Below are 23,873 nucleotides of genomic sequence, written 5' to 3' on the forward strand. Positions count from 1 at the left end.
TCCTGTTGCGTACCTGCCCCGCTGCCGTTCCAACCTAATTGATCAGCGTGGGACGCGGCCTGCTGTCGCGCCGTCCCGCGGCGCAACAACAGGTACGTCCGGCTTGCGCACCGGTATCAACGAGGTGACGGCCAGACCGAACAGGACGGCGGCGAGCAGCGCGGGCCCGTTCAGGCCGTACGCCCCGGCGACGGCTCCGCCGAGGAGGGCGCCGAGCGGCGCGCCCGACGTGGAGGAGGTGCGGAAGGCGGCGGCGATCCGGCCGGTCATCGACTCGGGCGCGCGTTGCTGCATCAGCGTGACCTGGTTGACGTTCCACACCATGTTCATCGCGCCGAGCAGGAACATCCCGGCGACGAGCGCGCCGAGGTGCCGGACGGTGCCGATGAGGAGCAGGGACGACGTCTGGACGGTCCCGGCGACCAGCAGGGCGCGCACCCGCCCGGTGCGGCGGGAGATGCGCTGGGCGAGGAAGCCGCCGGTGATGCTGCCGACCGAGTACGCGGTCAGGGCCGCCGCGTATCCCGCGGTGCCGGCCTGCAGCCAGCGCGTGACGTGCAGCACCAGGGTGGCGATCAGGGCGCCCATGCCGATGTTGCAGAGCAGGGTGGCCACGCAGGTGGCGCGCAGGGCGCGGCCCTGCCACAGGGCGCGCAGGCCTTCGCCGATCTCGGTGCGCAGGGTGCTGCCGGCCAGGCGTGGCGCCCGCTCGGGTGGCCGTGTCCGCAGGGAGGCGACCAGGGCCGCGGCCGCCAGGTAGGTGCTCGCGTCGGCCGCGAAGAACGAGCGGGGCGCCGAGCAGGCCGCCGGCGATCTGCTGTCCGGTCATCAGCCGGGCGTTGGCCCCGCCCAGTGTCTGCCGGTCGACCAGGGAGGGCAGCAGGGCCGTGGACGCGTTGTCGAAGAGCGTCTGGAGCGTGGTCAGCGCGAAGGCGAGCAGGAGCGGCAGCGGGATCGAGGCGTGGCCGAGCCCCACGGCGAGGGCGAAGGCGCCGACGAGCAGCCCCCGTACCGTGTCCACGGCCCACATCGCGCGCCGCTGGTCCACCCGGTCCGCGACGGCACCGCCGAGCAGTCCGAACAGCAGCCACGGCACATAGCCGCAGGCGGTCACCGAGGCGATGGCGAGAGGGTCGTCGGTCAGGCGCGCGGCCAGCAGGGGCAGCGCGGACGTCCGTAACGCGTCTCCGAACCGGGAGACCACGGCGGCCGTCCACAGCCGCCCGAATCCCCCGCGCCACGCGGGCGCCAACTCCTGCACCGTCACCATCGCCCCCTCACGATTCGCCGATGCACAAACCGTAGAGGGCACCACTGACAACGGCCCGGGTCCCGGCCGCGAAGACAGCTCCGGCCAGGCGCCCTCAGGCACCTGGCCGGCCTCAACTCCTAGATCTCGCCCCGCAGTTTGGCGAGCGCCTCGGCGAGGATCGCCTCGCCGTCCGCGTCGCTGCGCCGCTCCCGTACATACGCGAGGTGCGTCTTGTACGGCTCGGTGCGCGGCGGGTCCGGCGGGTTGTCCCGGTCCTGACCGGCCGGGAAGCCGCAGCGCGGGCAGTCCCAGGTCTCGGGCACCTGCGCGTCGCTGGCGAAGCTGGGCTGCGTCTCGTGCCCGTTGGAGCACCAGAAGGAGATGCGCAGACGCGGCGCGGACTCGCCGCGCTCGGCCTCGCCCATCGGCCCCGCCCCGACCCGGCTACCTCGGATCGCGTTGCCACTTGCCACGGTCGTAACTCCCTGCGTGATGGTGCCGCGAAGCGAGTCGGCGTGTCGCTTCGTTGCGAGCGCCTCAGTCTACGTAAGGCCCAACGCGCGTCCAGTGTTGGGAGTTACCGCCCCCGCACCTAGACGCAAGCCCCATGATAGGCCGCGCTCAGGTGCGCGTACCGAACATGGGGCCTTACGTGCGGATTGTGCGTGTGTGCGAGTCGCGGATCAGCTGTTCGTCTTCATCAGCATGCCGAGGACGATGATGCACGCGAACCACAGCAGACCGATCACCACAGTGATCCGGTCCAGGTTCCGCTCGGCGACCGAGGAGCCGCCGACGGAGGACTGCATGCCGCCACCGAACATGTCGGAGAGGCCGCCGCCCTTGCCCTTGTGCATCAGCACCAGCAGCATCAGCAGCAGGCTGAAGACGATCAGGGCGATCGAGAACCCCAAAACCACGGCTGGACCAACTTCCTCGGATACGGATGGACTGCGGGGCCGAAACCGGGATCGAAGCCCGGAGCGGGCTCCTCGTAACAGTTTCGGCCCCGCAAGGGTACGACGGATCGCCGCTACCGCCTACTCGCAGTTCTGCTCACTGGTCGCGGAAGCGCACGATCTTGACGAATTCGTCCGCGTCCAGCGAGGCGCCGCCGACCAGCGCGCCGTCGATGTCGGCCTGCGCCATGATCTCGGCCACGTTGCCGGCCTTGACGGAGCCGCCGTACTGGATGCGGACCTGGTCGGCCAGCTCCTGGCTGTACAGCTCGGCGACCTTGCCGCGGATCGCGGCGCAGACCTCCTGGGCGTCCCCGGAACCGCAGACCTTGCCGGTGCCGATGGCCCAGACGGGCTCGTAGGCGATCACGATCGACTCGGCCTGCTCGGCCGGGACGTCCTTGAGACCGCCCTCGACCTGGGCGAGGGTGTGGGAGACGTGGTTGCCCGCCTCGCGGACCTCCAACTCCTCGCCGACGCACAGGATCGGGGTCAGACCGTGCTTGTAGGCGGCCTTGACCTTGGCGTTCACGATCTCGTCGGTCTCGGCGTGGTACTGCCGGCGCTCGGAGTGGCCGATGACCACGTACGTGCACTTCAGCTTGGTCAGCATCGGGCCGGAGATCTCGCCGGTGTAGGCGCCGGAGTCGTGCGCCGAGAGGTCCTGGGCACCGTACTTGATCTTGAGCTTGTCGCCGTCGACCAGGGTCTGCACGGAACGCAGGTCGGTGAAGGGCGGCAGGACGGCGACCTCGACGGCCTCGTAGTCCTTGTCGGCCAGGGCGAAGGCGAGCTTCTGGACGTGCGCGATGGCCTCGAGGTGGTTGAGGTTCATCTTCCAGTTGCCCGCCATGATCGGCGTGCGCCCAGAAGAAATAGATTCAGCCATGTAGGTCAGTCCTCCAGTGCGGCGAGGCCGGGGAGCGTCTTGCCCTCGAGGTATTCGAGGGAGGCGCCGCCACCGGTCGAGATGTGTCCGAACGCGTTCTCGTCGAAGCCGAGGATGCGTACCGCGGCTGCGGAGTCACCGCCGCCGACGACGGTGAAGCCCTTGGACTCGACGAGAGCCTGGGCGACCGCCCGGGTGCCCGCGGCGTAGTCGGGGTGCTCGAAGACGCCCATCGGGCCGTTCCAGAAGACGGTGGCGGCGTCGGCGAGCTTCGAGGCGTACAGCTTGGCCGTCTCCGGGCCGATGTCCAGGCCCATCTGGCCGGCCGGCATGGCGTCCGCGGCGACCGTGCTGGGGTGGGACGGGGCCTTGCCCGACAGGTCCGGGAACTCGGGCGCGACCAGCGTGTCGACGGGCAGGACGATCTCCACGCCGGTCTTCTCGGCGCGCTCCAGGTACTCGGTGACGGTGCCGAGCTGGTCCTCCTGGAGGAGGGAGCTGCCGACCTCGTACCCCTTGGCCTTGAGGAAGGTGTAGACCATGCCGCCGCCGATGAGGAGGCGGTCGGCCTTGCCCAGCAGTTCGTCGATGACGGCGAGCTTGTCGGAGACCTTGGCGCCGCCGAGCACCACCACGTAGGGGCGCTGGACGTCCTCGGTGAGCTTCTTCAGGACGCCGACCTCGGTGGCGATCAGGTAGCCGGCGTAGTGCGGCAGCCGGGCCGGGAGGTCGTAGACGGAGGCGTGCTTGCGGTGCACGGCGCCGAAGCCGTCGCCGACGTAGACGTCCGCGAGGGCGGCCAGCTGGTCGGCGAACTCACCGCGCTCGGTGTCGTCCTTGGCGGTCTCGCCGGCGTTGAAGCGCAGGTTCTCGATGACCGCGACCTGGCCGGGCTGCAGGCCGTTCACCGCGTCGTGGGCGGCGGGGCCGACGGTGTCCTGGGCGAAGGCGACCGGGGCGCCGAGGAGTTCGGCGAGCCGCTCGGCGGCCTGGAGCAGGGAGAACTTGGGGTCCGGGGCGCCCTTGGGACGGCCCAGGTGGGAGGCGACGACCACCTTGGCGCCCGCGTCGGCGAGGGCCTTGACGGTGGGCAGGACGGCGCGGATACGGCCGTCGTCGGTGATGAGGCCGTCGGACATCGGCACGTTGAGGTCGGCGCGGACGAAGACCCGCTTGCCGTCGACCCCTTCGGCGAGGAGTTCGTCGATCGTCTTCATGGTTTGGGGACTCCTACAGGAGGGCTCTTGATCGTACGAGGGCTGATCGAACCGTAGCCGCCGGGTCGATCCTTACGTGCGTCAGGGCTCGGGCGGCGCGACCGTGCGCTGCCCGAGCCCTGCTACCGCATCGAGGTGCCTGCTTGGCCGATCAGAGCTGGTTGCCGACGAAGACCGTGAGGTCGACGAGGCGGTTGGAGTAGCCCCACTCGTTGTCGTACCAGCCGAGGATCTTCACCGTGTTGCCCTCCTGGACCATGGTCAGGGAGGAGTCGAAGGTGCAGGAGGCCGGGTCGCCGACGATGTCCGAGGAGACGATCTCGTCCTCGGTGTACGCCAGGTAGCCGCTCAGGTCGCCGTCCTCGGAGGCCTTCTTGAACGCGGCGTTGACCTCGTCCTTGGTGACCTCGCGCTGCAGCGTCACGACCAGGTCGGTGGCCGAGCCGGTCGGGACCGGGACGCGCATCGCGATGCCGTCGAGCTTGCCCTTGAGCTGCGGCAGGACCAGGGCGGTGGCCTTCGCGGCACCGGTGGTGGTCGGGATGATGTTCTCGGCGGCGGCACGCGCGCGACGCAGGTCCTTGTGCGGGAAGTCCAGGATCCGCTGGTCGTTGGTGTACGCGTGCACCGTCGTCATCAGGCCCTTGACGATGCCGAAGTTCTCGTCGAGGACCTTCGCCATCGGCGCCACGCAGTTGGTGGTGCAGGAGGCGTTGGAGATGACGTGGTGGTTCGCCGGGTCGTACTTGTCCTGGTTGACGCCCATCACGATGGTGATGTCCTCGTCCTTGGCCGGAGCCGAGATGAGGACCTTCTTCGCACCACCGGCGATGTGCTTGGCGGCGTCGTCCTTCTTGGTGAAGATGCCGGTCGACTCGATGACGATGTCGACGCCCAGCTCGCCCCACGGAATGTCGGAGGGGTTGCGCTCGGACAGGACCTTGATGGTGTGACCGTCGACCGTGATGGTGTCGGCGGTGTGCGAGACCTCGGCCTTGAGACGCCCAAGGATCGTGTCGTACTTGAGCAGGTGGGCGGTGGTCGCGGTGTCACCCAGGTCGTTGACAGCCACGATCTCGATGTCTGCACCCTGCTCCAGCAGCGCGCGGAAGTAGTTGCGACCAATACGGCCGAAGCCGTTGATGCCTACGCGGATCGTCACGAACCGATCTCCTCGTTGGTACGCCGGCCATGCGGTGCCGGCGAGCTGTATTTGGGATGTCCCCGACCACCCACGACCCTACCTCCCTGAGGCTCCCGAGGTGACATCCAGATGCCCCATACACGGCGAGGCGGTCCGTACCCGCCAGTAGGGGTACGGACCGCCCCGGATCGAGCGTCGTATCACGCGGTTTTGTCACGGAATGCCGACCGCGTTTCAGCCCGTTGTCACTCGTTCGTGAGCGGGTCGGCTCACATGTCGAGTGCCGTCGCCGTCAGTTGTCGAGTGCCGTCAACGCCTTCTTCACCAGAGCGGCACGATCGGCGGCCGAGCTGACCTGTTCCAGGCCGAAACCGAGCAGCACGGTGCGGTCGGTGGTGACGGCTCCGTACGTCCTGAACAGGGCTCCGGTGCGCTCCCAGTCCTTGAGGACGGCCGGGCTGCCCGCCGGCGGTCCGCTGACGCTCCAGGGGCCGAGGGAGGTTTCGAAGCCCTCGGTCTCGGTGGCCGTGCCGCCGGTCAGGAGCGAGGCGTCGTCGACGAGGACGCCGTGTCCGCCGGTGCTCGGGTCGGTGATGTAGCCGATGGAGACCTCGACGGTCCGCCCGGCGTAGGCGCTCAGGTCGAACTTCACCGACTGCCAGCCCGCCGAGCTGCCGGTGAAGCTGTGCCAGGAGCCGCTGGTGCCGCTCGCGGCGCACTGGTTGCCGGTGATGGTCAGGTAGTGCTTGAGCCACGGGTGCTCGGCGATCAGGAACCCGGCCCCGCACTCGCTCGGCACGGCGTCGCTGGTGGCACCGCCCGCCTCGGGCAGGGTCGTCCAGTCGTCGGCGCCCACGACGTGCGCCTCGACCACCGCGTGGTCGTAGCCGGGCTCGGTGTCCCAGAGCAGCTTGGCGCTCAGGGCCGGCTGGTCGGCCGCGGTGACACCGGTGAGGTCGATGGTGCGGGTGAGGCGCTTGTAGGCGTCGTCCGTGTGGACCGCGGCGGCCATGTACGACCCCGAGTACGGCCCGTACGGGTTGACGGTCCCGGCGAACTGGCCCGCGCCCGCGCTGGCGAACTGCGGGTAGGTGTCGGCGGCGAGTTCGTCGGAGGTGACGGCGTAGGTGCCGGCCTTGTCGAGCGGGTTGGCGGAGGTGCCGCTGAGCGCGCCGCCGGAGCCGTCCAGCGCGCCTGAGCCGGTGAATCCGGTGGCCCCGCTGGTCGAGGTGCGGGAGTAGGCGCCCAGGTAGTACTGGCTGAAGTCGTTCGACGGGGTGCCGTCGCCGAGGTTCACGCTGCCGCCGGCCAGCTCGCCCGCCTCGATCAGCTTGCCGCCCTCGTTGAGGTAGGCGCGCAGCTGGAGCTGGGTGTCGTTGCCGGGGCCGCTCGTGCCCGAGTAGTGCACGACCGTCCCGAAGTGCTTCAGCACGCCGAGCGCGTCGGGCGCGCCCTGGGTGGCGACGTCCCAGACGACCGCCTTGTGCCCGGCCGCCTTCAGCGCGTCGACATAGGTCTGCGCCTGGGTGGCCTTGGCGCCCTCCTCGGCGACCACCAGCGTGTCCGCCTTGGGCCGCTCGGCGACGGTGTACGTGAAGTGCGAGCTGGAGACCTTCTTGCCGCTCCTGGTCTCCCCGGTGAACCACACCTCGACCTTGTCGCCCGGCACGCCGTCCTTCACCTTGGCCCGGTACTCGTCGAAGTAGAGGTTGTCCCCACCGCCGTAGGTCTCGCCGCCCTTCCAGCGCTTGAGCGCCATGTCGAGCGTACGGCCGCGGTTGACGCGGTACTTCAGCTCCTTGTCGCGGATCGCCTTGCGGACGACGACGGAGACCTCCTGGTCGGCGCCGCGCGAGTACGACGTGGAGAACGCGGCCGGGGTGAAGTCGGCGGCGCTCAGGCCGACCGAGGAGACCGGCTGGTCGGGGTGTGCGGCGGTCTCGGCGACGGAGAGCGCGAACGGCACGTTCTTCGCGAACTCGTCCTGGATCAGCGTCTCGTCGTCCGGGAAGTTGAAGACCGACTGGCAGTCGGCGGCGTTCCAGGCGTCGTTCGGGTCGATGTTCGAGGCCGTCTGGCAGGTCGACATCTCGGGGGTGAACATCGCCATCCCGTTGACGTTCGACGCGTGGCCGTCCGCCTCGCCGTTGGTGGTGTACAGCTCCGAGGAGACCTGCGAGTGGTAGCCGGGGATCGCCGGGTTGTCCGGGGTGCCGGCCAGCGCCTTGTAGAGGACGTCGTCCGGGGTCGGCGTGGCCACCTGCCAGCCGACCCCGTAGAGGAGGAGTTCGGCGGCCGAGTGGTAGTTGATGCCGTACGTGAATCCGACGCGCTTCTCGAAGTAGTCCAGCGCCCTGGTCTCGGGCTCGGACTCGGGGCTCGCGCCGCGGTAGGTCTCGCTGGTGGGGTTGGGGGACGAACCCTCGTCGTCGTAGCCCCACTTGTAGCGGAAGTTCCGGTTGAGGTCGACGCCGTCACCCGTGCTGATGACACCGTCGCCGTTGACGTCCCGCAGGTTCTTGCGCCACAGGCGGGTGTCGGAGTTCTGGAAGGTGTAGTCGTAGCCGTCGGGGTTGGCGGACGGCACGAACCACAGTTCGGTCGAGTCGACGATCTTCTTGATGCGCTTGTCGGTGCGGTAGTTGTCCAGGTAGTAGTGCATCAGCCGGCGGGTCATCTCCGGCGTGATCCATTCGCGCGCGTGCTGGTTGGACACATAGAGCACGGCGGGCTTGGAACCGTCCTTGGAGTTCTTCGCGCCCTTGGTCAGTTTGAGCGCGAGGATGTCCTGGCCGTTCAGCGTCTTGCCGATGGACTCGACCTTGGTGAGGCCGGGGTTGGCCTGCGCGGTCCGCAGGATCTCCTCCTTGAGCCCGCCGCTGCCGCCGTACGGGCGGAACACGCCCTGGGAGGCGTCCGCGACCCGCGTCTCCGCCTTGGCCGACAGCGTGTGCTCGGTGAGGTCGACACCCTGCTTCTCCAGGGTCCGGGCCTGTCCGTCGGTGAGATAGACCTCGACTTCGGTCTTGCCGGATCCGGTGACCTGGTCGCCGAGTTCATGGCCGTCCTGGCCGGCCTTGAGCAGCAGGGGAATCTGCTTCTTGGTGACGTCGGCGTGGAAGACCTTGACCTCGTCGGGGTCGGGCTTCGCCGAACCCCCGGTCTGCGCCTGGGCCATGGGTGCGAGTGCGGCTCCGCCGATCAGGAGCGCGCCGACAGCGAGGATCGATCTCGCTCTGTGTCTCATGAACCCCCCTAGCAGTGGTCCGCCACGGCGGCGAACCCCTGCCAGGCTCATGACACTCCATGATCGAGTCAAGGGCGCCTCACAGACAGTTCACGGTGGCCTAAAAGAGACGCAAACACCGGCGCCGACGGCCGAAGAGGTCGTCGGCACCGGTGCGCTGACGGTGACTCAGCCTGCGAGGTTGTCGGCCATCTCCTCACTGAGGTTGGCCTCGGTGCCCGGGATGCCCAGGTCGGACGCGCGCTTGTCGGCCATCGCCAGCAGACGGCGGATCCGGCCCGCGACGGCGTCCTTGGTGAGCGGCGGGTCGGCGAGCGCACCCAGCTCCTCCAGGGAGGCCTGCTTGTGCTCCATCCGCAGCCGGCCGGCCGCCGCGAGGTGCTCGGGCACCTCGTCGGCGAGGATCTCCAGGGCCCGCTGGACCCGGGCACCGGCGGCGACAGCCGCGCGCGCCGAACGGCGCAGGTTGGCGTCGTCGAAGTTGGCGAGGCGGTTCGCAGTGGCCCGCACCTCGCGGCGCATCCGGCGCTCCTCCCAGGCCAGCACGGACTCGTGCGCGCCGAGCCGGGTCAGCAGCGCGCCGATCGCGTCACCGTCCCGGACGACCACCCGGTCCACCCCGCGCACCTCACGGGCCTTCGCCGCGATGGACAGCCGACGGGCCGCCCCGACCAGGGCGAGCGCGGCCTCCGGGCCGGGGCAGGTCACCTCCAGGGAGGACGAGCGGCCGGGCTCGGTCAGCGAGCCGTGCGCCAGGAAGGCACCGCGCCAGGCCGCCTCCGCGTCGCAGGTCGCCCCGGAGACCACCTGCGGAGGCAGGCCCCGGATCGGGCGGCCCCGCCCGTCCACGAGCCCGGTCTGGCGGGCCAGCTGGTCGCCGCCCGCGACCACGCGCACCACGTACCGCGAGCCGCGGCGCAGTCCGCCGGGTGCCATCACGATCAGCTCGGAGCTGTGCCCGAAGATCTCCAGGATGTCCCGCTTGAGGCGCCGGGCCGCCATCGCGGTGTCCAGCTCCGCCTCGATCACAATGCGCCCGCTCACCAGGTGGAGGCCGCCCGCGAACCGCAGAATGGCGGAGACCTCGGCCTTCCGGCAGCAGGTCCGGGTGACGGGTAGCCGGGAGATCTCGTCCTTCACCGCTGCCGTCATCGCCATGGGCCGATCCTTCCATGCATCCGAAAAATACGGTCGTACGCGGCGGCCAACAGCTCCGGATCATGCCGGGGTGATCCGTCGGTCCGGGCCACGGGGCCCAGCTCGACCGCGGCTCCCAGCCGCTTGGCGGCTTCGGTGAGCGAGTCGCGGTCGGGCACGGCGGCCTCGTCGGCCAGCACCACGTCCAGGGCGAGTTTAGGGGCGTGTCGGCCCAAAACCTCCAAATGACGCTGCGGGGAGAAGCCTTCGGTTTCACCCGGCTGCGGTGCGAGGTTCAGCGACAGGACCTTGCGGGCCTTGGTCTCGGTGAGCGCGTCGAGGAGATCGGGGACCAGCAGGTGCGGGATCACCGAGGAGAACCAGGACCCGGGGCCCAGTACCACCCAGTCCGCGTCCAGGACCGCCGCGACGGCCTCCGGCACGGCCGGCGGGTCGTGCGGCACCAGGTGCACGGACTGCACCTCGCCGGGCGTCAGCGCCACCGTGGCCTGCCCCCGGACGATGTCCACCTCCTCCGGCCGCTCCGGATCATGCCCCTTGACCAGGGCCTGCAGCTCCAGCGGCACGGCGGACATGGGCAGCACCCGCCCGTGCGCGCCGAGCAGCTTGCCGACCAGGTCCAGGGCCTGGACGTGGTCGCCGAGCTGTTCCCACAGGGCGACGATCAGCAGATTGCCGACCGCGTGTTCGTGCAGGTCGCCCTTGGACTGGAAACGGTGCTGGATGACCCGGGCCCAGGTCTGGCCCCAGTCGTCGTCACCGCACAGCGCGGCGAGGGCCTTGCGCAGATCACCCGGAGGAAGCACACCGAGTTCGTCACGAAGGCGCCCGCTGGAGCCGCCGTCGTCGGCCACGGTGACGACGGCGGTGAGGTCGCCGGTGATCCGGCGCAGCGCGGCGAGCGAGGCGGACAGGCCCATGCCGCCGCCCAGGGCGACCACCTTGGGCTGGGTACCGCGCCGGCGCGGCCGGGCGCCGCGGGCCTCGACGGGACGGCCCGAGCGGGACTCGGGCACGACCCGGCGCAGCCTGCTCAGCCGTGGAGAGCGTCCGGTCACTCGCGCCCCATGTCCCGGTGCACGACTACGGTCTCCACTCCCTCTGCGGCCAGACGGGCGGCGAGTTTCTCGGAGACGGCGACCGAGCGGTGCTTGCCGCCCGTGCAGCCGATGGCGATGGTCACGTAACGCTTGCCCTCGCGCCGGTACCCGGTCGCGATCAGCCGCAGCAGCTCGGCGTACCGGTCGAGGAACTCCTTGGCGCCCGGCTGGTTGAAGACGTACGCCGACACCTCCTCGTTGAGGCCGGTGTACGGGCGCAGCTCCGGCACCCAGTGCGGGTTGGGCAGGAACCGCATGTCGGCGACCAGGTCGGCGTCGACCGGCAGGCCGTACTTGAAGCCGAACGACATCACGGTGGCCCGCAGCTCGGGCTCCTCCTCGCCGGCGAACTGGGCGTCCATCTTGGCGCGCAGCTCGTGCACGTTCAGGCTGGAGGTGTCGATCACCAGGTCGGCGTCGCCGCGCAGCTCGCGCAGCAGCTCACGCTCGGCGGCGATGCCGTCCACGATCCGGCCGTCGCCCTGCAGGGGGTGCGGGCGCCGCACCGACTCGAAGCGGCGGACCAGCGCGTCGTCCGAGGACTCCAGGAAGACGATCCGGCGGGTGACGCCCCGGCTGTCGAGGTCGGCGAGGGACTCGCGCAGGTTGTCGAAGAAGCGCCGGCCGCGCACGTCGACGACGACCGCGATCCGGGCCACGTTGCCCTGGGAGCGGGCGCCCAGCTCGACCATGGTGGGGATGAGGGCCGGCGGGAGGTTGTCCACGACGAACCAGCCGAGGTCCTCCAGACACTTGGCCGCCGTCGAGCGGCCCGCTCCCGACATGCCAGAGATGATCACCAGCTCGGGGATGGCCGCCTCGGGCACCCCGGCCGGAGTGGCATCGGTACTCACTTCTGCTCCGTTTTCCTGGACCGCTTCCGCTTCCGTCTGCTGCGGCTGATCCTGGCCCGCCTCGTTGTGCGTTTCCTTGGGCGCGCCCTGAGTTTCGCTGAACGCCGGATCTCGCCGGGCTGTGGGCTGTGCGTCGCGCTCGGTCATCTCTCCTGCCCCCGATCGTCCGGGGCACCCGCGGGTACGGGCTCCCCCGAGGCGTCCGCCGTCGTCCCGGGCGCCTCGTCTTCCCTGTCATCCATGATCTCTCCGGTCGCCGTGTTCACGGCAGGAGCGGCCGGGGCCGCCTGGGCGAGGGCCACGGCGATGGTCTCGGCCGTCTTGCGGCCTATCCCCGGTACCTCCTGGATCTGCTCGATTGTGGCGGACCGCAGCTTCTTCACCGAGCCGAAATGCTTGATCAACGCCTGTTTGCGGGTCTCGCCGAGGCCCGGCACGTCATCCAGCGGGCCGGAGCGGAAACGCTTGGCGCGCTTGGTGCGCTGGTAGGTGATGGCGAAGCGGTGCGCCTCGTCGCGGACGCGCTGGAGCAGGTAGAGACCCTCACTGGTACGGGGCAGGACCACGGGGTCGTCGTCCTCGGGCAGCCAGACCTCTTCGAGGCGCTTGGCGAGACCGCAGACGGCGATGTCGTCGATGCCCAGCTCGTCGAGCGCCCGCTTGGCCGCCGCGACCTGGGGCTGGCCACCGTCGACGACCACGAGCTGGGGCGGGTAGGCGAACTTCCTGGGCCGGCCGTCGTCGTCCTTGAACCCGCTGATCGGGCCGTTGTCGCCGTCGGGGTCGGCGGCCGTGGAGGTGGCGTCGGCGTCGGCGGCCGTGGAGGTGCCGGCGGGGACGGCGGCCGTGGAGGTGCCGTCGGTCGTGGGGGGACCGGCGGTCGGGGGTGCGCCGACGGCCAGGGGTGCGCCGGAGGCTGTGGGTGCGCCGCCGGTAGGTGTGGGTGCGCCGGAAGGCGCGGGTGCGCCGAAGGCTGTGAGGGCACCGGCATCCGTACGTGCATCGGCGTCCGAGGGTGCGCCGGCGTCCGGGACGGAGCTGTCCGTGCCGTCCTCCTCCGCCCACTCGCCGGTCCGCTCCTTCTCGGCGAGGTAGCGGCGGAAGCGGCGGGTGATCACCTCGTGCATGGAGCGCACGTCGTCCTGGCCGGCGAAGCCCTTGATCTGGAAGCGGCGGTACTCGCTCTTGCGCTGCAGACCGTCCTCGAAGACGACCATGGAGGCCACGACGTCGTCGCCCTGGAGGTGCGAGATGTCGTAGCACTCGATGCGCAGCGGAGCGCTGTCCAGGTCCAGGGCGTCGGCGATCTCCTCCAGGGCCCGGGAACGGGTGGTGAGATCGGAGGCACGCTTCGTCTTGTGCAGGGCGAGCGCCTGCTGGGCGTTGCGCTGCACGGTCTCCATCAGGGCCTTCTTGTCGCCGCGCTGCGGGATGCGCAGCGAGACGTTCGACCCGCGGCGGCCGGCGAGCCACTCCTGGACCGGCTCGACCGGCTCGGGCAGGGCCGGGACCAGCACCTCCTTGGGGACGGCGTCCCCGGTCTCCTCGCCGTAGAGCTGCTGGAGGGCGTGCTCGACGAGCGCCCCGGTCGTGACGTCCTCCACCTTGTCCGTCACCCAGCCGCGCTGACCGCGCACGCGCCCGCCGCGCACGTGGAAGATCTGGAGGGCCGCCTCCAGCTCGTCCTCGGCGACCGCGATGAGGTCGGCGTCGGTCGCGTCGGCGAGCACGACCGCGTTCTTCTCCATGGCCTTCTTCAGGGCCTCGATGTCGTCGCGCAGGCGGGCGGCCCGCTCGTACTCCATCGCCTCGGCGGCCTCCATCATCTGCTTCTCCAGACGGCGGAGGTAGGTGCCGGTGCGGCCGGCCATGAAGTCGCAGAACTCCTCGGCCAGGTCGCGGTGGTCCTCCGGGGAGATCCGGTCGACGCAGGGGGCGGAGCACTTGCCGATGTAGCCGAGCAGGCAGGGGCGGCCGGTGCGGGTGGCGTTCTTGAACACCCCGGCGGAGCAGGTGCGCACCGGGAACACGCGCAGCAGCAGGTCGACGGTGTCCCGGATCGCCCACGCGTGGCCGTACGGCCCGAAGTAGCGGACACCCTTCTTCTTGTGACCGCGCATCACCTGGACGCGCGGGAACTCCTCGTTCATCGTCACCGCGAGGTACGGGTAGCTCTTGTCGTCGCGGTACTTGACGTTGAACCGGGGGTCGTACTCCTTGATCCAGGAGTACTCCAGCTGAAGCGCCTCGACCTCCGTGGACACCACGGTCCACTCCACGGACGCGGCGGTGGTGACCATCGTCCGGGTGCGCGGGTGCAGGCCCGCCAGGTCCTGGAAGTAGTTCGCCAGGCGCTGGCGCAGGCTCTTCGCCTTTCCGACGTAGATCACCCGGCGGTGCTCGTCGCGGAACCTGTACACCCCGGGAGAGTCCGGGATCTGTCCCGGCTTGGGGCGGTAGCTGGAGGGGTCGGCCATGTCTCACACCCTACTGGCGCGCACCGACACCGCGACGAGCCTGTGGACAACCCCGACGGGCCGGTGGGACCGGCGGCCCCGTCGAGCAGGCGGGACTGACGGGATGGATCGGACCGCCGGATGGATCGGTCCGGCCGGACCAGCCGGACCAGCTTGGATCGGCCGGACCGGCCGGACCGCTTGGATCGGCCGGACCGGCCGGACCGCTTGGATCGGCCGGACCGGCCGAGATCGATCGACCGGTGCGCAGCCCCGTCGCCGTGCAGCCCCGTCGCCATGCGGCTCTCCGCTCCTCAAAGCGCGGCCCCCGCGCTTCCTGGCGGGGCCAGACCTGCCCGCCCCGGAAGCGGATCTCGGAATCGGCCACCTCGGTGGCATCGCGAGCCGTCCCGGCACTCCGCCGACGCGTGCCCGGCCCATACCCGGTCCGTGACCGGCACGGAACCGCTGGGTCGATCCCGACGGACCTTGCGCGGCTTCCTCCCCAAATCGGCGCCCTGCGTGCGAGCGCGCTTCGCTCCCCCGGGCAGCCACAGCGCCCTCTCGCTCGCGCGATTCTTCCGGCGCCGGGGGCACGCCTCGGCCAGGTGGGCGCCCTCGGCCGGCCGAAGGTGTTGTCGGGGATTGGTCAACACGCTTCAATGCGGGGGAACTCGGGGCCCTGAGCAGCGGCCTGCGGACGCGGCGTACCCAGGTGCGGCCGCCCCGACGCCGACGGGGTGGCCCCGGACCCCCGCCAACGGCCTGACCAGCCGTGGTGAACCCCAAGAGAAAGGCCCTCCTGCATGCGGCACGGCACACAGCACGCGGACGTCGCCACCGCGGAACTGGACTCAGCCCTGCGCGGCGGCCCCTTCCATGTGGCCCTGCGCGCCGCGATCGCCGCCCGCGGGCTGCCGCTCCAGCGCGTGCAGCACCATCTCTCGCGCTACGGGGTCAAAGTGGGCGTCACCAGCCTGAGCTACTGGCAGCAGGGAGCTCGTCGCCCGCAGCGCCCGGAGTCACTGCGGGCCGTCCGGGCACTGGAGGAGATACTCCAGCTCCCGGACGAGTCTCTGATCCGGCTGCTCGCCGATGCCGATCAGGGCCCCGCTGTACGCCGCCCCGCCGCCCGCTCCTACCGCTCCCTGATCGAGGCCTCCGACGTCCTGGACCGGCTGCAGTCCGACCTCGGCTGGTCCCTCGACGGCGGTCTGCACACCCTGGGGCACCACGAGCGCGTGCGGATCGGTGCCCACCGAGAGCTGGCCGCCCGTGAGTCGCAGCACATCGTGCGCGCCCACCGGGACGGCGTCGACCGCTTCGTGGCCGTCCACCACGGCGACCCCGGCTGCGCCCCGCAGCACATGACCGTGCGCGCCCTGGAGAACTGCCGCACCGGACGCGTCCGTTCGGACCCGGAGACCGGCCTGCTCGTCGCCGAACTCCTCTTCGGCACCCGCCTGCGCTCCGGCGACACCTTTCTCTTCCGTTACGTCGTGGAGGACGGTACGGCAGGTGTCTCCCGCGAGTACGTCCGCGACTTCGGCTTTCCCGGCGGCCAGTACACCCTCCAGGTCCGTTTCACCGCGGACGCACTGCCGACGCACTGCCACCGGTTCACCCAGCACTCCGCGGCGGCGCCGCGCAGTGGCCGGCAGGCCCTCCCGCTGAGCGGGCTGCACCGCTCCGTCCACCTGGTCGAGCCCCGAGTGCGGCCGGGTCTCCTCGGGATCGGCTGGGACTGGGAATGACCCGGCGCTGAACCGGCTCCCCCGAATCAGGCGCCCGGGCCTGCCACGATCCGGCCGTTCGCGGTCTTGACCGGCAGTTCGTTCAAGGGCTCGGTGGCCGGCGACCGCACCACCTTTCCGGTGACCGCGTCGAACTCGCTGCCATGGCAGGGGCAGACCAGCGTCGTGCCCTGGAGTTTGTTGATCGGGCAGCCCGCGTGCGTGCAGATCGTGCTGTAAGCCTTCAGGGCACCGTCGGTGGACCGGCTGACGACGACGTTGTGCTCCCGGTACAGCTTCGCGCCGCCCTTGGTGACCTCGCTCTCGGCCCCGAGGTCGACCGGGGCGGTCGGCGTCGCGTCCGCCGAGGCTCCGCCGCCGGGAGCCGAGCAGGCGGCCAGCCCGAGCCCGGCGACCGGTGTGACCGCCGCTCCCCGCAGGACGGCACGACGGCTGGCGGAGGATCGGGCGGCGGGCATCGGGGGCTCCAGCGGGGTTGGGGGTGGGGTGGATCGATTGCAGCGGTGGCGGTAGTCGGCCGCGGCAGGGCAGAGCAGATCAGAGCAGAGCAGATCAGAGCAGAGCAGAGCGACGATACCCGGGCAGATCGTCCCGCTTTCGGGGTGGGTCGGGTTGTGTGCGAGGTGCGAGCGAGGTTGGGGACACCCGGGGCCGGAGGTGCAGGCCGGTGGGGGGTGGGGGGCTTGGGCGGCTCACCCGACGGCGGCGACGGTCCGGGCGACGGAGAAGGCGTGATCATGCCCTGGGGGGCCCGATCGGACGTAAACGCTTGCGTAAGCGTTTACGCGAGAGTTCCGGATGGGGTAACTTCCCGGCCGAGACCTACCGCGCCCCGGGAGGGAACCGCAGGGCCTGGCCCAAGATCGGCAAACGAAGGAGGGGAGCCCCATGCCCACCATGGCCGACGTCGCCCGGCGTGCCGGGGTCTCCGTGGCGACCGTCTCCCATGTACTGAACGAGACGCGTCCGGTGCTGCCCCACACCCGTCAGGCGGTGCTCGACGCCATCGAGGAACTGGACTACACACCCAACACCCTCGCCCGCTCCCTGGTGACTTCCCGCACCCGCTCCATCGGGCTCGCGGTGTCGGCGATCAGCAACCCGTACTTCACGGAGATCCTTCAGGGCGTCGAGGCCGCCGCCCTGGAGCACGGCTACAGCCTGCTCATCGCCGATCCGCACGACGACCCCGACCACGAACGCAAGGTCGTCCAGCTTCTGCACGAGCGCCGCGTCGACGGCATGATCGTCGCCCCCTCCGCCGACCCGCGCGCGCTCCTCACCTACCTCGACCGGCACGCCGTACCGGCCGTCCTCCTCGACCGGGTGATCGACGGCCACGCGGACAGCGCCCCGCGCTTCGACCAGGTCTGCGCCGAGAACACCGAGCCCACGGCCCGGCTCGTCACCCATCTGGCCGGTCTCGGGCACCGGCGGATCGGCCTCGTCGCGGGGCTGCCGGGGCTCAGCACCACCGGTGAACGGATCGCCGGCTACCGGCAGGGGCTCGCCACCGCCGGGCTGCCCTTCGACGACGGTCTGGTCGTCTCCGGTAACTCCGAGTCCGCCGGAGCCGAGCCGGCCACCGCCGCCCTGATGGCTCTCACCGCGCCGCCCACGGCGCTCGTCACCGCCAACAACGCGATGACCATCGGCGCCCTGCGCGCGCTGCGGGCACACGGCCTCTCCGTGCCGGAGGACATCGCCCTGTGCTGCTTCGACGACTTCGCCTGGGCCGATCTGTTCTCGCCTCGTCTCACCGCCGTCGCCCAGCCCAGCAGGGAGATCGGCGCCGAGGCGGTCCGCGTGCTTCTCGAACGGCTGGCCGCACCCGACCGGACCGCCAGGACCGTACGGCTTCCGTGCACCTTCGTGCACCGGACGTCGTGCGGCTGTCAGGAGGAGGGCGGGGCGACCGCGACCGCCCGGACCCGGTCGGCCTCGTCAGCCTCGTCGGCGGGATCGCGTCAGCGGTCCGCACGCTCCCGGCTGGTCCAGCAGTCCGGGCAGGCAGAGCACCGCCGGCATTCCGAGTACCCCGAGGAAGGAACCGTCTCGTGATCGTCGTCGCCGGTGAGGCACTGATCGACCTGGTACCGCAGGGCGCGGGCGCCCTCGCGACCCTGCAGCCGGCCCTCGGCGGCGGCCCGTACAACACGGCCGTGGCCCTCGGCCGCCTCGGCTCCCCCACCGCCTTCTGCTCCCGCACCTCGCACGACGCCTTCGGCGAGGCCCTGCTGGACGGGCTAAGGCGCGCGGGAGTCGATGTCTCCCTCGTGGAGCGCGGCACGGAGCCGACCACTCTCGCGGCGGCCACGATCGACGCGAGGGGCTCCGCCTCCTACTCCTTCTATGTCGACGGCACCGCCGACCGTCTGTTCACCGCACCAACCGGCCTGCCCGCCACGACCCGTGCCGTCTCCTTCGGCACGCTCTCGCTCGTCCTGGAACCTGGGGCGAGCGCCTACGAGGAGCTGATGCGCAGTGCGGCCGGGCAGGGTCTGTTCACCGCCCTCGACCCGAACATCCGGGCAGGTCTGATCACGGATCCGGACGCCTACCGGGCGCGTTTCAAGAGCTGGCTGCCCTCGGTGACTCTCCTCAAGCTCTCGGAGGAGGATGCGCTGTGGCTGGGCGGTACCCCGCGCGAGTGGCTGGCGTCGGGCCCCTCCGCTGTGGTGATCACCCACGGCGGTGACGGTCTCAGCGCCTTCACCCCCGATGGCACCGTGTACGCCATGCCCGGTGAGGAGGTCGCCGTCGTGGACACGATCGGCGCCGGGGACACCGTGAACGCGGCTCTGCTGCATGGACTCGCCGCCCAGGACGCCCTGTCCGCCGAGGCGCTTGCGGGACTGGGCGCCGACGGCTGGACCAGGCTGCTGCGATTCGCGGCGCGGGCGGCCGCGATCACCTGCTCCCGGGCGGGTGCGGAGCCGCCGTACGCCTCCGAACTAGGGGACCTGTAGGGGCCGTCCGGCTCCCCGTCGCCTCTTCAACGGTCCCGCTGACATCGCGCTGATTCCGCTGTTGATGAGTCAAGGTTCGTCGCCGCCGCGAGGATCGGGCGGCTGATGAGGGAACGAGCGGCGCCCCACGGGGAGTTCCCGCGGGACGCCGCACTTTTCTGGATTTGTCCGAGCCGGTCGCCCGGGGACCTCAGGCTTTGCGGGCCCGGGTCGTCTTCTTCGCGGGCGCCGTCTTCCTCGTGGCCCCGGCCGCCTTCTTCGTGGCCGTGCTGTCGGCGGTCCTGGCGGTCGCCGTCTTCTTCGCCACCGACTTGGCCGCGACCGTCTTCTTCGCCGCCGGCTTGCGCGGGGCCTTCACCGAGCTGGCGTCGCTGATGCGGTCGGCGCCGAGGACCTCGCGCAGGAACTTGCCGGTGTGGCTGGCCGGGACGGCGGCGACCTCCTCGGGCGTGCCCTCCGCGACGACGAGTCCGCCGCCGGCACCGCCTTCCGGACCCATGTCGACGACCCAGTCCGCGGTCTTGATCACATCGAGGTTGTGCTCGATGACGATGACCGTGTTGCCCTTGTCGACGAGACCGGCGAGGACCTTCAGCAGTTTGCTGATGTCCTCGAAGTGCAGACCCGTGGTCGGCTCGTCCAGGACGTAGACCGTACGCCCGGTGGAGCGCTTCTGCAGCTCGCTGGCGAGCTTCACGCGCTGCGCCTCACCGCCGGACAGGGTGGTCGCCGACTGGCCGAGACGGACGTAGCCGAGACCGACGTCGTTCAGCGTCGTGAGGTGGCGGTTGATCGCCGGGACGGCCTCGAAGAAGTGCATGGCTTCTTCGATGGGCATGTTCAGGACCTCGGAGATGGACTTGCCCTTGTAGTGGACCTCCAGCGTCTCCCGGTTGTACCGGGCTCCGTGGCAGACCTCGCACGGGACGTAGACGTCCGGGAGGAAGTTCATCTCGATCTTGATGGTGCCGTCGCCCGCGCAGTTCTCGCAGCGGCCGCCCTTGACGTTGAAGGAGAAGCGGCCCGGCAGGTAGCCGCGGACCTTCGCCTCGGTGGTCTCGGCGAACAGCTTGCGGACGTGGTCGAAGACACCGGTGTACGTCGCCGGGTTCGATCGCGGGGTGCGACCGATGGGCGACTGGTCGACGTGCACGACCTTGTCGACGAGGTCGTCGCCGTCCACCCGCGTGTGCCTGCCGGGGACGTTCCGCGCACCGTTCAGCTCACGCGCCAGGTGCGTGTAAAGGATGTCGTTGACCAGCGTCGACTTGCCGGAGCCGGACACGCCCGTGACGGCCGTGAACACGCCCAGCGGGAAGGACACGTCGATGTCCTGGAGGTTGTTCTCGCGGGCGCCGTGCACTGTGAGCCGACGGGACGGGTCCTGCGGCCGGCGGATGTCCGGCAGCGGGATCGCCTTCCTGCCGGACAGGTACTGGCCGGTCTGCGACTCCTCGTTGACCAGCAGCTCCTTGAGGGAACCGCTGTGCACGACCTTGCCGCCGTGCTCGCCGGCGCCGGGGCCGATGTCCACAACCCAGTCGGCGACCTTGATGGTGTCCTCGTCGTGCTCGACCACGATGAGCGTGTTGCCCATGTCGCGAAGCCGGACCAGGGTCTCGATGAGCCGGTGGTTGTCGCGCTGGTGCAGGCCGATCGACGGCTCGTCGAGGACGTACAGGACACCGACGAGACCGGAGCCGATCTGGGTGGCCAGGCGGATCCGCTGCGCCTCGCCGCCGGAGAGTGTGCCGGCCGCGCGGTTCAGCGAGAGGTAGTCCAGGCCGACGTCGACCAGGAACCGCAGCCGCTCGTTGACCTCCTTCAGGACGCGCTCGGCGATCTTCTTGTCGCGCGCGTTGAGCTTGAGCTCGCCCAGGAACTCCGCGCAGTCGCTGATGGACATCGCCGCGACCTCGGCGATCGACTTGTCCATGATCGTGACGGCGAGGACGATCGGCTTCAGGCGCGTGCCCTGACAGGTCGGGCAGGGCACCTCGCGCATGTAGCCCTCGAAGCGCTCCCGGCTGGCGTCGCTCTCGGCCTCACTGTGCCGGCGCTTGACGAAGGGCACCGCCCCCTCGAAGGGCGTGGTGTACACGCGCTCGCGTCCGTACCGGTTGCGGTAGCGGACCTCGATCTGTGTCTTGTGGCCGTAGAGCAGGGCCTTCCTGGCGCGCTGCGGCAGGCCGGCGAAGGGGATGTCGGTGCGGAACCCCAGCGCGTCCGCGAGGGCGCCGATCAGGCGGCCGAAGTAGTCCTTGGTGTGCCCGTGCGACCAGGGGTGGATGGCGCCCTCGTCGAGGGACTTGTCCTCGTCGGGGACGATCAGCTCCGGGTCGACCTCCATGCGCGTGCCGATGCCGGTGCACTCGGGGCAGGCGCCGAAGGGCGAGTTGAAGGAGAAGGAACGGGGCTCCAGCTCCTCGAAGGACAGGTCGTCGTACGGGCAGTACAGGTGCTCCGAGTACATGCGCTCGCGCTCGGGGTCGTCCTCGGGGAGGTCGACGAAGTCGAGCACGACCATGCCGCCTGACAGGCCCAGCGCGGTCTCCACGGAGTCCGTGAGGCGGCGCTTGGCGGTGTCCTTCACCGTGAGACGGTCGACGACCACCTCGATGGTGTGCTTCTCCTGCTTCTTCAGCGTCGGAGGCTCGGAGAGCTGAATGGTCTCGCCGTCCACGCGCGCGCGGGAGTAGCCCTTGGTCTGGAGGTCGGCGAAGAGGTCGACGAACTCGCCCTTGCGCTCGCGCACCAGCGGCGAGAGCACCTGGAAGCGGCTCCCCTCGGGCAGCTCCAGCACCCTGTCGACGATGGCCTGCGGCGACTGGCGGGAGATCGGGCGGCCGCACTCGGGGCAGTGCGGCTTGCCGATGCGCGCGAAGAGCAGACGCAGGTAGTCGTAGACCTCGGTGATGGTGCCGACCGTCGAGCGCGGGTTGCGCGAGGTCGACTTCTGGTCGATGGACACCGCCGGGGACAGGCCCTCGATGAAGTCCACGTCCGGCTTGTCCATCTGCCCGAGGAACTGGCGCGCGTACGAGGAGAGCGACTCCACGTAGCGCCGCTGGCCCTCGGCGAAGATCGTGTCGAAGGCCAGGGAGGACTTGCCCGACCCGGACAGCCCCGTGAAGACGATGAGCGAGTCACGAGGCAGGTCGAGCGAGACATTCTTCAGATTGTGCTCGCGCGCGCCACGGACGATGAGACGGTCGGCCACAGCCGGTCCGCACCTTTCTTGAGAGAAGTGACAGGGGCAGGGCCCCGTGCTTCTTCAGACTAGGGGGAGCCACTGACAACGCCGGTTGGATTCCTGGATGCGTAAACAATCCCGGACCATCCAGCATGCCCGACGCCGTCACCGACGATATAGCACGCGCATTCGATTTACGGACCTGGTGCGAAACCTTCACCCGAAGGTGTGGCGGGGCTACTGTCAGCCCCATGATTGATCACGCTCATGACCTGGCGTCTGTACAGGAAGCGACGGACCGGATCCTCACCGCAGTCGCCAAACTGGACAACGCGTCCGTGGCGCGACCGTCACGGCTGCCCGGTTGGACGGTCGGTCACGTCCTGGCCCACCTCGCCCGCAACGCGGACGCGCTCACGAACGTCCTCGACGGGCGTCCCATGTACGTCTCCGGCGGCGCCCGGGACGCCGACATCGAGCGGGACGCCCCGCGCCCGCTCGACGCCCACCTCGCCGATCTGCGCGAAAGCGACGCCCGGTTCCGGGTCCGCGGGGCAGAGCCAGCGGACTGGACGCGCACGGTGGAGCTCCGCAACGGGGTCACCGACGCGGCGGCACGGGTGCCGTTCCGGCGCTGGGCCGAGGTCGAGCTGCACCATGTCGACCTCGGGATCGGCTACGAGCTGGAGGACCTCCCGGCGGAGTTCACGGAACGGGAGATCGACTTCCTGGCGGAACGCTTCGGCGGCCACCAGGACGTGCCCTCGACCGGGCTGCGCGCCGACGGCGGCCGCGTCTGGACGACGGGCGGTGGCGCCCCCGGAGGCCCGGTCGGCGTCGAGGGAAGCGCCGCGGAGCTGCTCGGCTGGCTCGCCGGCCGCCGTGACGGTTCGGCCCTGACGGTGCGGGGCGGCACCCTGCCCGCGCTTCCGCCGCTGTAGCGCACGGCACCTGGTGGGCCACTCCCCGCTATAGGCTGACCGCCATGACGTACAGCGGAGAGGTGACGGTCGGCGGACCGGCGGACGTGCACGAGCTCAAGGACCTGATGATCACCAAGATCGCGGTCGGACCCATGGACAACAACGCCTATCTGCTGCGCTGCCGCGCCACGGACGAGCAACTGCTGATCGACGCGGCCAATGACGCCGAGACGCTCCTGGGCATGATCGGTGACGACGGCATCGCGTCCGTCGTCACCACGCACCAGCACGGCGACCACTGGCAGGCACTGGCCGAGGTGGTCGCCGCCACCGGCGCACGGACGTACGCGGGGCGCGAGGACGCTCCCGGCATCCCGGTCACCACCGACGTCGCCGTCGACGACGGCGACGTCATCCGGGTCGGCCAGGTCGAACTGACCGCCCGCCACCTCGTCGGTCACACCCCCGGTTCCATCGCCCTGGTCTACGACGACCCGCACGGCCACCCGCACGTCTTCACCGGGGACTGCCTCTTCCCCGGCGGGGTCGGCAACACGCGCAAGAACGCGAAGGCCTTCGCCAGCCTGATCCACGACGTCGAGACGAAGATCTTCGACGTGCTGCCGGACGAGACCTGGGTGTACCCGGGGCACGGCAACGACACCACCCTGGGCACGGAGCGCCCGCACCTGCCGGAGTGGCACGCGCGCGGGTGGTGAGCGCGGGGGCACGCCCGCCATGGGCGTGAGCTGTGGGCG

General features: G+C 70.4%; 17 protein-coding genes and 1 pseudogene. 5 read left to right on the plus strand and 13 right to left on the minus strand.

The window, feature by feature from the left end:
* Nucleotides 1-42 precede the first annotated feature (42 nt).
* From ACZ4N4_RS00875 to uvrC, 11 genes and pseudogenes are all read right to left on the minus strand, one after another.
* A pseudogene (locus tag ACZ4N4_RS00875) lies at nt 43-1,270 on the minus strand (MFS transporter).
* Between the two features lie 119 nt (nt 1,271-1,389).
* Nucleotides 1,390-1,725, minus strand: a complete 336-nt coding sequence (locus ACZ4N4_RS00880; protein ID WP_003976875.1) for an RNA polymerase-binding protein RbpA — start codon at nt 1,723-1,725, stop codon at nt 1,390-1,392.
* Between the two features lie 210 nt (nt 1,726-1,935).
* Nucleotides 1,936-2,172, minus strand: coding sequence for a preprotein translocase subunit SecG (gene secG, locus ACZ4N4_RS00885; RefSeq protein WP_079178834.1), 237 nt, complete (start codon nt 2,170-2,172; stop codon nt 1,936-1,938).
* A gap of 136 nt (nt 2,173-2,308) precedes the next feature.
* Entirely contained in the window at nt 2,309-3,064 is a 756-nt protein-coding gene (gene tpiA / locus ACZ4N4_RS00890) for a triose-phosphate isomerase (protein ID WP_453574115.1), read from the minus strand.
* Between the two features lie 41 nt (nt 3,065-3,105).
* Nucleotides 3,106-4,317, minus strand: a complete 1,212-nt coding sequence (locus ACZ4N4_RS00895) for a phosphoglycerate kinase (RefSeq protein WP_365798975.1) — start codon at nt 4,315-4,317, stop codon at nt 3,106-3,108.
* A gap of 151 nt (nt 4,318-4,468) precedes the next feature.
* Nucleotides 4,469-5,479: a type I glyceraldehyde-3-phosphate dehydrogenase gene (gene gap, locus ACZ4N4_RS00900; protein WP_450762881.1), complete on the minus strand. Its 1,011-nt coding sequence runs from the start codon at nt 5,477-5,479 to the stop codon at nt 4,469-4,471.
* Between the two features lie 274 nt (nt 5,480-5,753).
* Nucleotides 5,754-8,708: a M14 family metallopeptidase gene (locus tag ACZ4N4_RS00905; RefSeq protein WP_467582986.1), complete on the minus strand. Its 2,955-nt coding sequence runs from the start codon at nt 8,706-8,708 to the stop codon at nt 5,754-5,756.
* Between the two features lie 168 nt (nt 8,709-8,876).
* Entirely contained in the window at nt 8,877-9,866 is a 990-nt protein-coding gene (gene whiA, locus ACZ4N4_RS00910) for a DNA-binding protein WhiA (protein ID WP_360481844.1), read from the minus strand.
* The gene (locus ACZ4N4_RS00915; RefSeq protein WP_360481847.1) at nt 9,857-10,924 is read right to left on the minus strand and encodes a gluconeogenesis factor YvcK family protein; all 1,068 of its coding nucleotides are present in this window, start codon (nt 10,922-10,924) and stop codon (nt 9,857-9,859) included. The genes whiA and ACZ4N4_RS00915 overlap by 10 nt, the downstream gene beginning before the upstream one ends.
* Nucleotides 10,921-11,967: an RNase adapter RapZ gene (rapZ, locus tag ACZ4N4_RS00920; RefSeq protein ID WP_450762875.1), complete on the minus strand. Its 1,047-nt coding sequence runs from the start codon at nt 11,965-11,967 to the stop codon at nt 10,921-10,923. Before rapZ ends, ACZ4N4_RS00915 begins: the two co-directional genes overlap by 4 nt.
* Nucleotides 11,964-14,297, minus strand: coding sequence for an excinuclease ABC subunit UvrC (gene uvrC / locus ACZ4N4_RS00925; RefSeq protein ID WP_467582989.1), 2,334 nt, complete (start codon nt 14,295-14,297; stop codon nt 11,964-11,966). The genes rapZ and uvrC overlap by 4 nt, the downstream gene beginning before the upstream one ends.
* Nucleotides 14,298-15,082: 785 nt before the next feature.
* Between uvrC and ACZ4N4_RS00930 the strand changes: the two genes are divergently transcribed.
* On the plus strand, nt 15,083-16,030 hold the full coding sequence (locus tag ACZ4N4_RS00930) for a hypothetical protein (RefSeq protein ID WP_453574052.1): 948 nt from the start codon (nt 15,083-15,085) through the stop codon (nt 16,028-16,030).
* Nucleotides 16,031-16,056: 26 nt separating this feature from the next.
* On the opposite strand, the gene ACZ4N4_RS00935 is transcribed toward ACZ4N4_RS00930, so the two are convergent.
* Nucleotides 16,057-16,488: a Rieske (2Fe-2S) protein gene (locus ACZ4N4_RS00935; RefSeq protein ID WP_467582992.1), complete on the minus strand. Its 432-nt coding sequence runs from the start codon at nt 16,486-16,488 to the stop codon at nt 16,057-16,059.
* Nucleotides 16,489-16,918: 430 nt separating this feature from the next.
* On the opposite strand from ACZ4N4_RS00935, the gene ACZ4N4_RS00940 reads away from it, so the two are divergent.
* Together ACZ4N4_RS00940 and ACZ4N4_RS00945 are read left to right on the plus strand one after the other, a co-directional pair.
* Entirely contained in the window at nt 16,919-18,091 is a 1,173-nt protein-coding gene (locus ACZ4N4_RS00940; RefSeq protein ID WP_467582995.1) for a LacI family DNA-binding transcriptional regulator, read from the plus strand.
* Complete coding sequence (locus ACZ4N4_RS00945) at nt 18,088-18,999, plus strand: carbohydrate kinase family protein (RefSeq protein ID WP_467582998.1); 912 nt, start codon at nt 18,088-18,090, stop codon at nt 18,997-18,999. The genes ACZ4N4_RS00940 and ACZ4N4_RS00945 overlap by 4 nt, the downstream gene beginning before the upstream one ends.
* A 190-nt stretch (nt 19,000-19,189) precedes the next feature.
* On the opposite strand, the gene uvrA is transcribed toward ACZ4N4_RS00945, so the two are convergent.
* Nucleotides 19,190-22,219: an excinuclease ABC subunit UvrA gene (uvrA, locus tag ACZ4N4_RS00950; protein WP_453574060.1), complete on the minus strand. Its 3,030-nt coding sequence runs from the start codon at nt 22,217-22,219 to the stop codon at nt 19,190-19,192.
* A gap of 224 nt (nt 22,220-22,443) precedes the next feature.
* On the opposite strand from uvrA, the gene ACZ4N4_RS00955 reads away from it, so the two are divergent.
* A complete protein-coding gene (locus tag ACZ4N4_RS00955; protein ID WP_467583002.1) occupies nt 22,444-23,133 on the plus strand; it encodes a maleylpyruvate isomerase family mycothiol-dependent enzyme in 690 nt (229 codons plus the stop codon).
* A 44-nt stretch (nt 23,134-23,177) separates the two neighbouring features.
* The gene (locus ACZ4N4_RS00960) at nt 23,178-23,834 is read left to right on the plus strand and encodes an MBL fold metallo-hydrolase (RefSeq protein ID WP_453574064.1); all 657 of its coding nucleotides are present in this window, start codon (nt 23,178-23,180) and stop codon (nt 23,832-23,834) included.
* Nucleotides 23,835-23,873 lie beyond the last annotated feature (39 nt).

The sequence above is a fragment of the Streptomyces sp. NPDC026538 genome, from assembly GCF_055567535.1.

Bases quoted from the DNA above. Each gene is read 5' to 3' on its own strand.
- tpiA (WP_453574115.1), bottom strand. From the start codon at position 3,064: ATGGCGGGCAACTGGAAGATGAACCTCAACCACCTCGAGGCCATCGCG.
- ACZ4N4_RS00895 (WP_365798975.1), bottom strand. From the start codon at position 4,317: ATGAAGACGATCGACGAACTCCTCGCCGAAGGGGTCGACGGCAAGCGG.
- ACZ4N4_RS00905 (WP_467582986.1), bottom strand. From the start codon at position 8,708: ATGAGACACAGAGCGAGATCGATCCTCGCTGTCGGCGCGCTCCTGATC.
- whiA (WP_360481844.1), bottom strand. From the start codon at position 9,866: ATGGCGATGACGGCAGCGGTGAAGGACGAGATCTCCCGGCTACCCGTC.
- rapZ (WP_450762875.1), bottom strand. From the start codon at position 11,967: ATGACCGAGCGCGACGCACAGCCCACAGCCCGGCGAGATCCGGCGTTC.
- uvrC (WP_467582989.1), bottom strand. From the start codon at position 14,297: ATGGCCGACCCCTCCAGCTACCGCCCCAAGCCGGGACAGATCCCGGAC.
- ACZ4N4_RS00930 (WP_453574052.1), top strand. From the start codon at position 15,083: ATGCGGCACGGCACACAGCACGCGGACGTCGCCACCGCGGAACTGGAC.
- ACZ4N4_RS00935 (WP_467582992.1), bottom strand. From the start codon at position 16,488: ATGCCCGCCGCCCGATCCTCCGCCAGCCGTCGTGCCGTCCTGCGGGGA.
- ACZ4N4_RS00940 (WP_467582995.1), top strand. From the start codon at position 16,919: ATGCCCACCATGGCCGACGTCGCCCGGCGTGCCGGGGTCTCCGTGGCG.
- ACZ4N4_RS00955 (WP_467583002.1), top strand. From the start codon at position 22,444: ATGATTGATCACGCTCATGACCTGGCGTCTGTACAGGAAGCGACGGAC.
- ACZ4N4_RS00960 (WP_453574064.1), top strand. From the start codon at position 23,178: ATGACGTACAGCGGAGAGGTGACGGTCGGCGGACCGGCGGACGTGCAC.